The following is a 14,807-nucleotide window of genomic DNA, read 5'->3' on the forward strand; positions in this document are numbered from 1 at the left end:
GCCCGCGGCCAGCGGCGCCCGCCCTACCACCTGGCGAGCACCGTGCGGGCCCGTGCAGGGCCCGACAAAAAGAAAGAGCTGCCGGCATTGCTTCACCAGCTGACCCCGCCGTGAGCGGCCTGTTCAATGCCAAGCCTAGCAAAGGGTATCGAAGTGCGCGGACAGGTCATCCGCACCCTACGGCGCGCATTCTAGCGTGATGTGTGAAAAAGCAAAGTGCCTAAATATCCTTGTTCGCTGTAAGTTTTATGCTTGATGGCCATTACAGCGTCAAGCGCCTGCAAATGCCCCCGTGGAAACCGTTTGCGTGCCCTTGGATGGACAAAATCCAGGCAAAAAAATGCCCGGCAAGCCGGGCATGTTTTTTCTAGCATGTTACAGGTTGTAGCCACGCTCGTTGTGCTGCGCGAGGTCGAGGCCGACCGCTTCTTCCTCTTCGTTGACCCGCAGGCCCATCACCAGGTCCAGCACCTTCAGAATCACGTAGGTGACGATAGCGGTGTAGATCACCGTGAAGCCCACGCCCTTGGCCTGCACCCAGACCTGTGCGCCGATATCTTCGACGGTACCGAAGCCGCCCAGTGCAGGGGCCGCGAACACGCCGGTGAGAATCGCGCCGACGATGCCGCCGATGCCATGCACACCGAAGGCGTCCAGGGAGTCGTCATAGCCCATCTTGCGCTTGAGGCTGGTGGCGCAGAAGAAGCACACCACACCCGATACCAGGCCGATCACCAGTGCGCCCATCGGGCCTACGGTGCCCGCAGCCGGGGTGATCGCCACCAGGCCTGCCACCACACCGGAGGCGATGCCCAGGGCGCTGGGTTTGCCGTGGGTGATCCACTCGGCGAACATCCAGCCCAGCGCAGCGGCGGCCGTGGCGATCTGGGTCACCAGCATGGCCATGCCGGCGGTGCCGTTGGCAGCGGCTGCGGAGCCGGCGTTGAAGCCGAACCAGCCGATCCACAGCATGGCCGCGCCCATCAGGGTGTAGCCCAGGTTGTGCGGGGCCATCGGGGTGGTCGGGAAACCCTTGCGCTTGCCCAGCACCAGGCACGCCACCAGGCCCGCGATACCCGCATTGATATGCACCACGGTGCCACCGGCAAAGTCCAGTACGCCCCAGTCCCACATCAGGCCGCCGGCACCGGACCAGACCATGTGCGCGATCGGTGCGTAGACCAGGGTGAACCACACGGCCATGAAGATCAGCATGGCCGAGAACTTCATGCGCTCGGCAAAGGCACCGACGATCAGGGCAGGAGTGATGATGGCGAAGGTCATCTGGAAGGTGATGAACACCGCCTCGGGGAACAACGAGGTCAGGCTCGCGGGGGTGACGCCGGCCAGGAAGGCCTTGGAGAACCCGCCGACGAAGGAATTGAAGTTGACCACGCCCTCTTCCATACCCGTGGTATCGAACGCCAGGCTGTAGCCGTAGACCATCCACAGAATGCTGATCAGGCCGGTGATGGCGAAACACTGCATCATCACCGAAAGCACGTTCTTGGAACGCACCATGCCGCCATAGAACAACGCCAGGCCCGGGATGGTCATGAACAGCACCAGCGCGGTGGCGGTCAACATCCAGGCGGTGTCGCCGGAGTTGAGCACGGGGGCGGCTGCCTCCTCTGCCATGGCCATGCCAGGCATTACGAGGGACAAAAGGGCTCCTAGCCCTGCGAACTGACGCAGAGTCATATTGTTATCTCCTGGGGCGTTGGGGTTTGGGGCGGCGTTACTTAGATCGCGTCGGTATCGGTTTCACCGGTACGGATGCGGATGGCCTGTTCCAGATTGACCACGAAAATCTTGCCGTCACCGATCTTGCCGGTGTTGGCCGCCTTGGTGATCGCCTCGATGACCCGGTCCAGGTCCTTGTCGTCGATGGCGACATCGATCTTCACCTTGGGCAGGAAATCGACTACGTATTCAGCACCGCGATACAGCTCGGTGTGGCCTTTCTGCCGTCCGAAGCCTTTGACTTCCGTGACGGTAATGCCCTGCACGCCGATTTCGGACAGCGACTCGCGCACGTCGTCCAACTTGAATGGCTTGATGATGGCAGTGACTAGCTTCATGAAACTCTCTCCCGAATTGGTGGACTTGCCCCAGGAAAACAAACCCGTCTCAAGTCTAAGCGCAGTGCCTGGCTTTGTAACGCTTCGTCGGCCTCAATCCCAAGGCCCGACACCAGTGCATGAGTCACTTGGCTCTAAGCAGAAACCTTGCCATGTCTGCCAAAGCCACCAATTACAACGGCTTGCGTGCCTTGCGTGGAATTGGCCAGTCGCCAGCAGGGCAAACACGCACAAAAACGGTGCGCTACCGATCGGGGGAATGCGCGAAAAGCGTGCGGGGCGAGCGGGCGTGGGGTGCGTGTTACACTGGACGCCTCTTTGCATTTACCGGACGGACCAACATGCTCGCGCCCAAAGCCTTTCTCGATGCCCTGAGCGACCAGGCCTCGCGCCTGTTCAGCGGTGACACCGCGCAGCCGCGCAGCGAACTGGAAAGCCAGTTCAAGGCGCTGCTGCAAAGTGGTTTCAGCAAGCTGGAACTGGTCAGCCGTGAGGAGTTCGACAGCCAGATGGTAGTGCTGGCCCGCACCCGCGCACGCCTGGAGGCGCTGGAGGCCAAGGTCGAAGAGATGGAAGCGCGGCTGAACCCGGCGGCTGCCGAGTAGAGCGCAGCGCAGCCTTCGTCGGCGGGGCCGGCGCCTGCAGGGTCATGCAGGGGCCTGCCTCACCTTCTCATACCGCACATCCCCCTCCTCCAACTGCGCCACCACCTCCCACCCCCAAGCGGCGATAGAAGCCATTGGCACGCACGCCGTCGCGGCCCGAAGGCTGCACCGGGGCGCCGTGATCTTGACCAGCGCCCCTGGCCCCGTCAACCGCTGCAAAACCTCGACTCACTCTCCCCCGCGCACCCTGCGCGCGCACCACTATCCTTGCCCCAGCCGCAGGACGCGGCATTGTCCCGATCATGGAGTGTGCATGTCCCTCGCCCTTGTCCACAGCCGCGCCCAGGTGGGCGTACTGGCCCCTGCGGTCACCATCGAAGCGCACCTGGCCAACGGCCTGCCCAACCTGACCCTGGTCGGCCTGCCCGAAGCCACGGTGAAGGAAAGCAAGGACCGTGTGCGCAGCGCCATCCTCAACTCCGGCCTGGAGTTCCCCGCGCGGCGCATCACCCTCAACCTCGCCCCCGCCGACCTGCCCAAGGATGGCGGACGCTTCGACCTGGCCATAGCCCTGGGCATCCTGGCCGCCAACGGGCAGATGCCGATCGCCTCGCTGCACGCAGTGGAATGCCTGGGCGAGCTGGCGCTGTCGGGGGCGGTGCGCTGCGTGCAGGGCGTGCTGCCTGCCGCCCTTGCCGCCCGCGAAGCCGGGCGCGCCCTGGTGGTGCCACGGGAGAATGCCGAGGAGGCCTGCCTGGCTTCGGGCCTGGTGGTGTACGCCGTAGACCACCTGCTGGAACTGGTCGCGCACCTCAACGGCCAGCAGCCCCTCGAACCCTACAAGGCCAACGGCCTGGTCCTACACAGCCAGCCCTACCCCGACCTCAACGAGGTGCAGGGCCAGCTTGCCGCCAAGCGTGCCCTGCTGGTCGCGGCGGCCGGGGCCCACAACCTGCTGTTCAGCGGGCCACCCGGCACCGGCAAGACTCTGCTCGCCAGCCGCCTGCCCGGCCTGCTGCCACCGCTGAACGAGCGCGAAGCGCTGGAGGTGGCGGCCATCCAGTCGGTCGCCAGCCCGCTGCCGCTCAACAGCTGGCCGCAGCGTCCGTTTCGCCACCCGCATCACTCGGCGTCGGGGGCCGCACTGGTCGGCGGTGGCAGCCGCCCGCAACCCGGCGAGATCACCCTGGCCCACCATGGCGTGCTGTTTCTGGATGAGTTGCCGGAGTTCGAGCGGCGCGTGCTGGAAGTGCTGCGTGAGCCCCTGGAATCGGGCGAAATCGTGATCGCCCGGGCCAAGGACAAGATCCGCTTCCCGGCCCGCTTCCAATTGGTGGCGGCGATGAACCCCTGCCCCTGCGGCTACCATGGCGACCCCACCGGTCGCTGCCGATGCAGCAGCGACCAGATCCAGCGCTACCGCAACAAGCTCTCCGGCCCGTTGCTTGATCGCATCGACCTGCACCTGACCGTCGCCCGTGAAGCCACGGCGCTCTCGCACTGCACCGACAACGGCCCCGCCAGTGCCCACATCGCAGGGCAGGTGGCTGCCGCACGCGAACGACAACAACAGCGCCAGGGCTGTGCCAACGCCTTTCTCGAGCTGCCCGGCCTGCGCCAGCACTGCGCGCTGTCCACTGACGATCAGCAATGGCTGGAAACCGCGTGCGAACGACTAACCTTGTCGCTACGGGCCGCGCACCGCCTGCTCAAGGTGGCGCGTACGCTGGCCGATCTGGAACAGGCCGCACACATTGCGCGTGTGCACCTGGCCGAGGCCCTGCAGTACCGCCCCGGGCCTTAGGTGCCTTGACGCCCATCGGTTTGTGCAATGCCGGGCGCAGCCTCATCATGCGCCCTCACTGTTCAACGCTGCCGCCGTAGCAGCCCCCTGGAGCCGAGCGATGCCACACGAAGGCAGCCTTTTGCAAACAGCCGTCATCTTCCTGCTTGCCGCGGTCATTGCGGTGCCCCTGGCCAAGCGCTTGCAACTGGGCGCCGTGATCGCCCCGGATACCAGCCACGGCGACAGCCTGGCACACCTGATTACGTCCAAATCCTAAAATCACGCAGGACCTTTCCTTACCGTTCCAAGCCGGGAAAATCCGGGATAAGCAACTGCTAAGTTGCGCTCTTCCCAGCTTGCGACACCCACTCATGACCAAGAAAAACGTTCTCCTTTCCCATTGCTTCCATTGCGCGGGTGAATCATGAGCCAGCGCATGAATATCTTCGGCAAGGGCCAAGGTCTGGACGGAGATCTCACCAGTACAGGTGCAATCTGCATAGCCAGTCATGCGCGCGGCCAGGTGCACGACATCCCTTGGCTACTTGAAGGCGACAGGACCACACCCTGCCCTCACTGCGGTGCAGAAGGCACGATCATCGAGGGTGAATCGCGCTGGCGACAGGACGGCCTCAGCACAGCCGTGGATGGCTCACTGGTTCAGTGCAAATGTCCGCTGGGCAGCAACTATGTCATTGCACCGCTACATCAAGGGCCTGCCATCAGGAGCAGCATTCCACTCCAGCCTAGCGCATCGACGCTCGGATTTGAGTCGACTCCCTCACCACGACAAGCAGTCAGCACAATGACAACATTCGCGCAGCCCAAACTGGAGCCGGGCTTTCATATTGTCCAGCACAGCCAGTCATTCAATCAGGTGCTGCATGGGCTGGCTGACCCGCAGAGGCACCTGGCCATTCGTCTGCAGCGTCTCAACCCAACCTTTGAGAACGGCTTCAAGGCAGGGGAAATCTTTGTCATCGGTGATCCAGGAAGTGCACAGATGTGTACGCGTGAGGAACTGCATCTGATGGAAGCGGCAGAACTGGCGCGAGATAGTCTTGCCGGTCTGAGCCCCGATGAGGCCGATTTCATGATGAGGCACCAGGCCGAAATCGCAGGATTACTAAGTGACGTGAGTCTGTCGATGGGGGTGGCCCAGGCCATGATGGCGAGGTCATTCGAAGACCTGAAGAATACACTGCATCAGGTCGAGCTCTTGCATCAGCAGCAATTCTCCAAGCATGGCCATTTGAAAAGCCCACAGTTCTTCGCTTCCCGTAAAGAACTTTTCAAGCGTATGGAAGCGCAGTTGCGGATAGCCTTCCTCAACAAACCGATGAACCTGGGCAGCCATGACACCTTGCGCAGAGGCCTTGGAATATCGAGCAGGAGTCTGGTGCATCATTGGAGCAAAGCGGGCGTCCCAGGACAAATTCCGGGATATGCAACGCACCTGGAGAAGGTGGCAAGGATGTCAACGTACCTGAAGACCGGCGGGCACATCGGCATAGTGATAGGTGCTGCTTCTTCGTACTTCAAGATTCGAGAGGCGTGCATGGCTGGAGAAACCAAGGCGTGTAAAAAGATACGCTTCACCGAGGCTGGCAGTTTCTTGGGAGGGCTTGGTTTTGGTTCACTGGGGGGCGCCGCTGCAAACAGGGTTTTCGCGGTAGGTTGCTTGAGTTTAGGACCGGTGAGTGCGACCGTTTGTAGTGTCGCCATCGTCGGTGCAGGGGCTTTAGCAGGGAGTCTGGGTGGTATGTCAGGTGGTGAATGGCTAGGGGAAGTTATCTATGAGCACGCCCAGCCATGATGGCCTTCTGGGAGTCCCACTGGGCGCTGGCGTTTATGTTAACCCCCTGCTTCTTGGGGATCGGGGGCCTCTTGTCAGAGGTACAACTTGCCCATTCTCGACATTTTTCAAGTTTGCTTCACGCCTTTCGGCGCAGTGACTGTCTGCCCAGATTCTTGCAGATATGGGGAACACACGGCTTCATTTCTCGATGCATGATCGTATCAGCACTCAGCGGGATCATGTTGTATGCAAGACGCTCCATCAAACGAGGGCAGCTGGATCCGAAGGACTTTCATGAATTCCCTCTTGCGCTCAAAAGGCGCCTGACTATTACCTCATGGCTGATCATCATTGGGTTTGCCTGGTTCATGTTTGGCGTAGGCCTGCTCAACTTGAGCAAGCCGTAACGGACGGTAAACCGCCGGCTCCCCAAGCCCCTGACGCAAAAACAGGCAAGTGTTGAAGAGCAGGCAATAAGGCATTTACCAATCGAATCTGAGCGCTACAGCAACGCGCTCAAGCGCAGCTGCGACGCCTGCGAGCAGAACACCAGCCGCGCATCCCCGGCCGACATCACCACGGGCACCAGGTCCAGGCGAATGCGCGGCAGCAGGCGGTTGAGCATCTGCTGGCAATCCCGGCGCAGGTAGCTGTCTTCGCCGGTCAGGCGACTGACCAGGCGGAAAGTCAGCGAGTCCCGCGCCAGTACCAGCAAAATGTAGCGCCGCGTGCCGGTCTCGCGCAGCAGCCACACGCCGGTCGCCAGTTTCAGCAGCGGCGTGAGCGTCTCGATCAGCTTGTTGCGCTCCACGGGCACCAGGTCGTGGGGCACCCACTCGCCGTCTTCACCGTCATTGTCGCTATCGGCACGCTGCAGGGCATCGGCCTCGCGCCGATAGTGCTCGGCCGCGCCGCGGTCATCGCTGCGCAGGGCCAGCACGCTGAGCTTGCGCAGGCTGTACAGCTGCAACGGCCCGCGCTGCTCGGCCACCTGCCGCCACAGTGCTGCGGCGGCGTCCGGGCGCCCGGCCTGGGCATGACACTCGGCCAGCTGATAGCGCACCGCCGCGTCCGGCGCCTGCTGCAGTGCATCTTCCAGCAAACGCAGCGCCTCATCGCCCGCCTCGCCAAGGGTGCGGTACAGCCAGGCCAGCCGGGCAATCTCGTGGCCCGACAGCGCACGGATACGCCGTTTGCGCTGCAGGTCGTGCTGCTCGGCCACCAATGCCTCGCGCTCGTCACGGGCGCGCTGGCAATGCCGGGCATTGTCATCGGCCTGCTGTTCGTCCAGGCGCTGCGCCAATGGCAGGTGCTGCTCACCCAGCCAGGCCTGCGCCGCGCTGGGCTGGCTGCGCTGCCACACCAGTGCCGCATCGGGCTGATCGGGTGCCCCCCCCAGCGCCGCCAGGCGGTCGGCCAGCGCCGGGTGGGTATCGCTGTCGTCGGTCTCGTTGCACAGTGCGCCATGCAGCCAGCTGCGGGCCTCGGCAATGTCCTGCGGCAGGCTCGGCGCACCGCTGCGGGCCAGGTCGGTCAATGGCGTGGCGCTGCCGGCAAGAAACACCTTGGGCCAGAACGCCTGCTCCAGTGCCCGCCCCTGCAAGGCCAGGCCGACCAGCGCCTCGCGCATCGCCTCGACCCCGCCTACCCGCGCCGCCTCGGCGTCGGCCTGGTACTCGCAGCGCCGCGCAAAATCCATGCTCACGGCCAGAAAACGCGGCACGTACCAGCCCACGAACAGACGCAGCGGCGCGCTCGACAACGAGCGATGGCGCTCCAGCCGCTCGCTCGCCGCCTGCCATTGCAGCCGTGCGAAATACACGCGGCTGGCATAGCGGCCATGACGCTGGGCGATGTGCGCGCACTCATGCGCCAGGATCGCCGCACAGGCCCGTGGCGACAGCGTGTCGAGCAAGGGCAGGCCCAGCCACATCACGTTGCGCGTCCTGCGAAACAGTACGTGGTGCTGGCGGATACTGGCGTTGAAGTCGTCGTTCAGGTACACCGCATCCAGCGCAGGCGCGCCGAGTGCCAGGCGCAACCGCTCGATTTCCTCGAACAGCTGCGGCGCGTCCACTGCCTGCAGGGCGATGCCGTCCTCGCTGGAATCGGCACGCGTCGCAAAGGGCAGCTTGAGCATGCTGTAGCCGAACATGCCCGCTGGCAGGGTCACGAACCCGGCCAGCAGCCCCGCAGCACCGGGCAGCCACATGCACATCGCCAGCGGCAGCGCGCACAGGGCCAGCCCGCCCACCAGCAGAAAGCCGTTGCCCAGCAGCAGCCAGGCACGAAGTCGCAACCGTTGCAGTGCGGCCATGGGCGTTACTGCGCCGGCTTGGGCGGCAGGTCGTCGGCGCCGACCTTGCCACGCCCCAGGAACGCACCGAACACGCTGGTGACACTCTTGAGCAGGCTGTGGGAGTTGAGCACCTCGTACTGGACTTCTTGGATGCCTTCGTTGTCGGGCAACTGGGTCACGGCATGCTGCGCCCACTCGATGGCAGCGAAGCGGCTTTGCTGAACGCCCTGCCCGCGCAGGTAGGCCAGTGCGATCTCGGCACTGGTACGCGCCGAGACCCAGTCATCGTCACAGTCGACCAGCGAACGCAGGTACTTCACGCCGGTTTCCTGCTCTTCGGCAGTGCCGAAGTCGCGCAGCAGGATGCCGATGCGGATGCGCGCGCGCTGTTCTGCCCGCGACGATTGGCGGGCGCCTTCGAACAGGCGCAGCACCTCGTCGAGGTTGGCACGCACACGCATGTCCAGCTCGTCGTCGAAAAGCTTTTTCCAGGCCAGGTTGAACATGCTCTGCGGGCAGCCGTCCTGGGCACCGCGCTCCAGCCAGCGCAGGCTTTCGCCCTCGTCCACATAGCGTTGCGGGGCCTCTTCACGGGCACCGGTGTGTACCTCGTGCAGGAAATAGGCCGCGCCCGGCAGGCCACGCTCGCCCCATTGCACCGCCAGGAAGTAACCCTCGTCGTGGCGCCCACCGTCCCACAGGAATGACGGCAGGCTGACGATGTCCAGGCCCGAGTCCCCCAGGTCGTGTTCGCCCAGCACCCGCGCGCGGTCCAGCAAGGCCGGCACACACTGCGGGTCCTTGTCGAAACCCCACAGGCCGAACTGGTGACCGACAGCCTTGATCGCCACCGGCACGCCCAACTCGTTCATCGCGCACATGCGCTCGACCGCCACCTTGAAGGCACCGGTTTCGTCGGCCATGTTGGCCACCATGGTGAGGTAGACGAAGCTGTGGAACGGCCCCTCGACATGGCGGAAGTACTCGCCTTCGGGGAAGGCCTGCACGCTCGCGACCTGCATCGCCATCGCACGTGGCTGGTTGTCCAGCGAGTAGCTGCAGAACTGGCCGAAGTAACCCAGCGCATAACCGCGGTAGGCTGGCAGCAGGTCGCGCTGCAGCCAGGCCTCGAAGTGCTCGAGGTACTCGCGTGCAGCGTTGAATTCCTCCTTGGCGGGGTAATCCTCGTGGATGTCGTAGAACGCCAGCCAGCGGATCGCATTGCGCTGCGCCTCGCTCAGCGCGGCGCACAGCGGCCCGCTGGCAAAGCCTTCGATGTCTTCGTAGCTGCCGCCCCAGCGCGGCAACAGGTAGTTGGCATAGTTGAGCAGCGCTTCCAGGCAGTCCGGGCGCCACTCCATCACGCGGTGCAGCCAGTAATCCTGCCCCTGGTCCATCTCGTGCGCCTGGCGTTGCGGCAGGCCGGCCGGCAGCGCCGTGGGGGCCTGTTGCAAGGGCGTCAGGCCGTAGTGGGCCAGGTGTTCGACCGCCATCTCCAGCAGTTCGGGGTCCTGGTTGTCGCTGGCCATGCCCTTGGCAGGCTCGCCACCGAACAGCGCGTTCAGCCACGCCGGCTCGTGGAAGTGCGCGCACAGCTCCATCAGGGTGACGCCTGCAGCCACCGGCTGCGGCGAACGTTCGAGTGCCGCCAGCAGGTGCACCGCCGACAGTTCACAAGCCAGCGCCGCGCCCAGCCAGCAGTCGTCGGTCACGCTTTTGGCCCAGCCGTTGCCGCGGATATTGCCGGCGCGGCCATAGCAGTAGTTGCCCAGGAACAGGCGCGGATGGAAGGCATCCGGGCAGGCGGCGACCCAGGCCTGCAGAAAGCGTGCGATCTCCGGCGCCGGGGTCACACTGAAGTCGAACAGCGTGCCGGTGCGGGCGGTGTCCAGATAATGGTGGGTGCCAGGCTCGGCGCTGCTCCACTCGGCCTGCAGGGTATCGAAATAGCTGTTCAGCTCGGCGAAGGACTCGGTACGAACCAGGTCACGCAGGTGGAGGCGAATATGGGGAATGTTGTGCAAGTGGCACCCTTCAAGTCCGTTTTAGCGAGCGCGTTCAGCGCAAAGGCGCTCATGATGGCGGCGAAGGCTAAACGACACTACCGATTGGATCCAGTCCAATTGAAAAAATCGCGGGTGTTAATGATTCTCGACCGGGCGCGAGCGGTACGGGGCGTTGAAAATGCGGGCAGGTGGACGGCATGCGGGCAATGCCGGAGGCCATCGACCAGGGCATCCCGTTCGATGGCCGCGCACTGGAGCGGGGGTTACAGCAGCACGCGCAGGCACTGCCCGGCGTGGTACAGCGAAAAGCCGGTTTCGTAGAAGCCGGTGCGCAGCAACGGGGCCGATACCGGTTTCATCGGGGCGAACGGGATCGGCAGTGCATCCGGATCGTCCTGCAGCAGGTACTGTGCGAAGGCCTTGCCGATCACAGTACCGGTGGTGTTGCCACGGCCGTTGTAGCCGGTGACCGCAACGATGCCCGGGGCCGGTTCGAACAGGCGCATCAGGTGGTCCGGGGTGAAGTCGATACAGCCGGTCCAGTGCATTTCCCAGTCGACCTTGCCCAGTTGCGGGAAGTAGTGCCCCTGGATGCGGTCGGCCCAGCTGCGCACGAACCACGCCGGCTTGTTGTCGACCCGGCCCATGCTGCCCAGCAGCAGGCGGCCCTGGTCGTCGCGACGGATGCTGCTGAGCACCGTGCGCGTGTCCCACGAGCCCTGGCCGTGCTTGAGCACGTTGTCGGCCGCAGCGCCCTGCAGGGGCTTGGAAGCCACCTGGTAGTAGTAGCCGCGAAAGTACTGCTTCTGCAACGCGGTCCAGTCGCCCTCGGTGTAGGCACCGGTGGAGATCACCACCTTGTCGGCGCTGACCGCGCCATGGGCAGTCTTCACCAGCCAGGCGCTGCCTTCGCGGGTGAGCCCGGTGACAGCGGACTGTTCGAACACCTGCCCACCCAGACGGCGTACCGCAGCGGCCAGGCCACGGGTGTAGCCCATGGGGTTGATGGTGCCGGCGCGGCGGTCGAGCAACGCGGCGGAAATCTTGTCGGTACCGCAGTATTCCTGGCACTGCGCACCGGTCAGCAGCTCGACATCGGCACCGCGTCGGCTCCATTGCTGGTGACGCGACTGCAGGTCGGCTACGCCGTTGGCGTTGTGCGCCATGTGCAGGGTGCCTTCGTTGCGTGCCTGGCAGTCGATGCCCAGGCGTTCGATCATGGCGAACACCTCGGCCGGGGCTTCACCCAGTACCTTGTTCAGGCGGCTGCCCTGTTGCTGGCCCAGGGTGGCCTCGACATCGTCGGGGCGGATCCAGGTGCCGGCATTGACCAGCCCGACGTTGCGCCCCGAGCCACCATGGCCGATGACACGGGCTTCGAGCAGCGCGACGGACTTGCCCTGCTCGAGCAGGTTGATGGCCGTGCACAGACCGGTGATACCCCCGCCGATCACGCACACATCGGCCTTGATCTGTGCCGTCAGTGCAGCGGCAGGCGCCGCAGGCGGAGTGACGAACTCCCACAGACATTCTTGACGCAGGTCGGTCATGGCCGCCTCCGTTGGTTGGCCTTGGAACGGGAAGCACCCTGCACCGGCAAGGCCGGCCCCTACACGGTTGCGGTAGGAGCCGGCCTTGCCGGCGAAGGGGCCGACGCGGTTATCAGTCGAACACGATGCCCTGCGCCAGCGGCAGCTCGCGCGAGTAGTTCACGGTGTTGGTCTGACGACGCATGTAGGCCTTCCACGAATCGGAACCCGACTCACGGCCACCGCCGGTCTCTTTCTCGCCACCGAACGCGCCACCGATCTCGGCACCGCTGGTGCCGATGTTGACGTTGGCGATGCCGCAGTCGCTGCCCGCCGCGCTCTGGAAGCGCTCGGCCTCACGCAGGTCGGTGGTGAAGATGCACGAGCTCAGGCCCTGTGGCACTTCGTTGTTCAGGCGCAGCGCTTCGTCGAACTCGTCATAGGCCAGCACGTAGAGAATCGGCGCGAAGGTTTCATGGCGCACCACCTCGCTCTGACCAGGCATCTCGACGATCGCCGGGCTCACGTAGTAGGCATCCGGGTACTGCTGCTGCAACTGGCGCTCGCCGCCGAACACGCTGCCGCCTTCATCACGGGCACGGGCCAGGGAGTCCTGCATGGCGGTGAACGAACCCTTGTCGATCAGCGGGCCGACCAGGTTGTCCTGGCGCGGGTCGCCGATACGTACCTTGGCGTAGGCTGCTTTGACGCGGGCCACCACTTCGTCCTTGATGGAGCGGTGCACGATCAGGCGACGCAGGGTGGTGCAGCGCTGCCCGGCGGTACCCACGGCGCTGAACAGAATGCCGCGCACGGCCAGGTCCAGGTCGGCGCTCGGGGCCAGGATCATTGCGTTGTTGCCACCCAGCTCGAGGATGCTGCGACCGAAGCGTGCCGCCACGCGTGGGCCGACTTCGCGCCCCATGCGGGTGCTGCCGGTGGCGCTTACCAGCGGTACGCGCGGGTCGTCGACCAGTGCCTGGCCGGCGTCGCGGTCGCCGATGATCAGCTGCGCCAGGCCTTGCGGCGCTTCGCCAAAGGCTTTCAGGGCTTTTTCGAACAGCGCCTGGCAGGCCAGTGCGGTCAGCGGGGTCTTTTCCGATGGCTTCCAGATCACGGCGTTGCCGCATACCAGCGCCAGGGTGGTGTTCCACGCCCACACGGCCACCGGGAAGTTGAAGGCGCTGATCACGCCAACCACGCCCAGCGGGTGCCAGGTTTCACGCATGTGGTGGCCCGGGCGCTCGGAGGCGATGGTCAGGCCGTACAGCTGGCGCGACAGGCCGACGGCGAAGTCGCAGATGTCGATCATTTCCTGCACTTCGCCCAGGCCTTCCTGGGTGATCTTGCCGGCTTCGATGGATACCAGTTCGCCCAGTTGCGCCTTGTGCTCACGCAGCACTTCACCAAACAGGCGGATCAGCTCACCGCGACGCGGCGCCGGCACGTTGCGCCAGGCCAGGAAGGCCTGTTCGGCCTGTTCGATCTTGCCCAGTACCTGAGCCTTGGACTCCAGGTGCACCGAGGCAATCGCGCTGCCGTCGATCGGGGTGTGAACGGGATGGTTGCCATGGGTGTAGGCAGAGGCCGGTACACCCAGGCGGTCGAGCAATCCATCAACCATTATTCTTCTCCTGCAAGGCGGTGAGTGGTTGTAATTGGTGATGGGATCAGTATTAATCCGATCACTCTGGCGCTACAAACGACCTTTATTCTGCACATCATTCCGCCAGGTAATGATTCGACGGGTGAGTGATACCGCTATGTCCAAACGTCTGGTGCCGTCGATGGCCGCCCTGCAATGCTTCGAGGCGGCCGCCCGACACCTGAGCTTCACCCGCGCTGCGCAAGAGCTGCACCTGACCCAGAGCGCGGTGAGCAAGCAGGTGGCGCAGCTCGAAGACATGCTGCGCCATCATCTGTTCCTGCGGATCCGCCGACGCCTGCAGCTGACCCCGGCGGGCGCGCTGTACCTGGCCGAGGTGAACAAGATCCTCACCCAGGTCGACATGTCCAGCCGCTACATCCTGTCCTACGGTCAGCAGACCGAAGTGCTCAAGGTGGCCACCCAGCCGAGCTTCGGCGTGCGCTGGCTGATCCCGCACCTGAAGGGCTTCGGCAAGCGCTACCCGAATATACACCTGGATATCTGCAACGAGATGGAGCCTTTCGCCCTGCTGCAGAACACCGCCGACGTGGTGTTCTTCTATGGCCAGGGCACCTGGCCGGGGGCCACGTGCATCGAGCTGTTCGGCGACGAGGTTGTGCCGGTGTGCGCCCCGGAACTGCTGCAGGGGCATACCCTGACCGAGGCCGGCGAGCTGGCCGAGCGCGTGTTGCTGCAAAGCACCTCGCGCCCGGAGGCCTGGCACGAGTGGTTTCTGGAACAGGGCCTGCACTCGGCCAACAGCTACCACGGCCCGCGCTTCGATACCTTCTATATGTGCGTGGGCGCCGCGTTATCGGGCTGCGGCGTGGCGCTGGTGCCGCGCTATCTGGTGGAGCAGGAACTGGCCGAGGGCAAGCTGGTGATACCGTGGCCCTACGCGATGCGCAGCAGCGGCGCGTACTTTGTGGCGTTCGCCGAACATGCCGCCGAGGTACCCAAGGTGCGCAGCCTGGTGGAATGGATCCGTGAACAGGCGACCGCGCCGAGGTCCTGAATTACAGGAATGATCCCTCGAATTTTTTTCGCTTGTGCCC

10 protein-coding genes and 1 pseudogene are annotated in these 14,807 nt (G+C 64.3%); 5 read left to right on the top strand and 6 right to left on the bottom strand.

Annotation, left to right across the window (positions count from 1 at the left end):
- Positions 1–375 precede the first annotated feature (375 nt).
- Together NP552_RS14940 and glnK are read right to left on the bottom strand one after the other, a co-directional pair.
- Positions 376–1,701 carry an ammonium transporter gene (locus NP552_RS14940; protein WP_043863350.1) on the bottom strand — a complete coding sequence of 442 codons (1,326 nt, stop codon included), beginning with the start codon at positions 1,699–1,701 and terminating at the stop codon, positions 376–378.
- Between the two features lie 41 nt (positions 1,702–1,742).
- Positions 1,743–2,081, bottom strand: a complete 339-nt coding sequence (gene glnK, locus NP552_RS14945; RefSeq protein WP_002555808.1) for a P-II family nitrogen regulator — start codon at positions 2,079–2,081, stop codon at positions 1,743–1,745.
- A 341-nt stretch (positions 2,082–2,422) separates the two neighbouring features.
- Between glnK and NP552_RS14950 the strand changes: the two genes are divergently transcribed.
- The 4 genes and pseudogenes from NP552_RS14950 to NP552_RS14965 all read left to right on the top strand — a co-directional run bounded on the left by NP552_RS14950 (position 2,423) and on the right by NP552_RS14965 (position 6,288).
- Positions 2,423–2,686 carry an accessory factor UbiK family protein gene (locus NP552_RS14950; protein ID WP_043863349.1) on the top strand — a complete coding sequence of 88 codons (264 nt, stop codon included), beginning with the start codon at positions 2,423–2,425 and terminating at the stop codon, positions 2,684–2,686.
- Between the two features lie 313 nt (positions 2,687–2,999).
- Positions 3,000–4,490: a YifB family Mg chelatase-like AAA ATPase gene (locus NP552_RS14955; RefSeq protein ID WP_104572805.1), complete on the top strand. Its 1,491-nt coding sequence runs from the start codon at positions 3,000–3,002 to the stop codon at positions 4,488–4,490.
- Between the two features lie 100 nt (positions 4,491–4,590).
- Positions 4,591–4,692: pseudogene (locus tag NP552_RS26075) on the top strand (hypothetical protein); the annotation flags it as partial.
- A 216-nt stretch (positions 4,693–4,908) separates the two neighbouring features.
- Positions 4,909–6,288: a PAAR domain-containing protein gene (locus NP552_RS14965; protein ID WP_274096864.1), complete on the top strand. Its 1,380-nt coding sequence runs from the start codon at positions 4,909–4,911 to the stop codon at positions 6,286–6,288.
- A 484-nt stretch (positions 6,289–6,772) separates the two neighbouring features.
- Here NP552_RS14965 and NP552_RS14970 read toward each other — a convergent pair whose 3' ends face one another.
- The 4 genes from NP552_RS14970 to amaB form a co-directional block, all read right to left on the bottom strand.
- Complete coding sequence (locus tag NP552_RS14970) at positions 6,773–8,587, bottom strand: M48 family metalloprotease (protein ID WP_274096865.1); 1,815 nt, start codon at positions 8,585–8,587, stop codon at positions 6,773–6,775.
- 5 nt (positions 8,588–8,592) lie between these two features.
- A complete protein-coding gene (locus tag NP552_RS14975) occupies positions 8,593–10,593 on the bottom strand; it encodes a DUF4034 domain-containing protein (protein WP_274096866.1) in 2,001 nt (666 codons plus the stop codon).
- A gap of 245 nt (positions 10,594–10,838) precedes the next feature.
- Entirely contained in the window at positions 10,839–12,125 is a 1,287-nt protein-coding gene (gene amaA, locus NP552_RS14980; RefSeq protein WP_255001351.1) for an L-pipecolate oxidase, read from the bottom strand.
- A gap of 112 nt (positions 12,126–12,237) precedes the next feature.
- Positions 12,238–13,728 (bottom strand): L-piperidine-6-carboxylate dehydrogenase, encoded by a 1,491-nt coding sequence (gene amaB, locus NP552_RS14985; RefSeq protein ID WP_043863343.1) that lies wholly within the window; start codon positions 13,726–13,728, stop codon positions 12,238–12,240.
- Positions 13,729–13,867: 139 nt separating this feature from the next.
- Between amaB and NP552_RS14990 the strand changes: the two genes are divergently transcribed.
- A complete protein-coding gene (locus NP552_RS14990) occupies positions 13,868–14,767 on the top strand; it encodes a LysR family transcriptional regulator (RefSeq protein ID WP_043863342.1) in 900 nt (299 codons plus the stop codon).
- The last annotated feature ends 40 nt before the right edge of the window (positions 14,768–14,807 follow it).

The sequence above is a fragment of the Pseudomonas sp. 8209 genome, from assembly GCF_028682105.1.
In the GTDB taxonomy this organism is placed as follows: domain Bacteria; phylum Pseudomonadota; class Gammaproteobacteria; order Pseudomonadales; family Pseudomonadaceae; genus Aquipseudomonas; species Aquipseudomonas palmensis.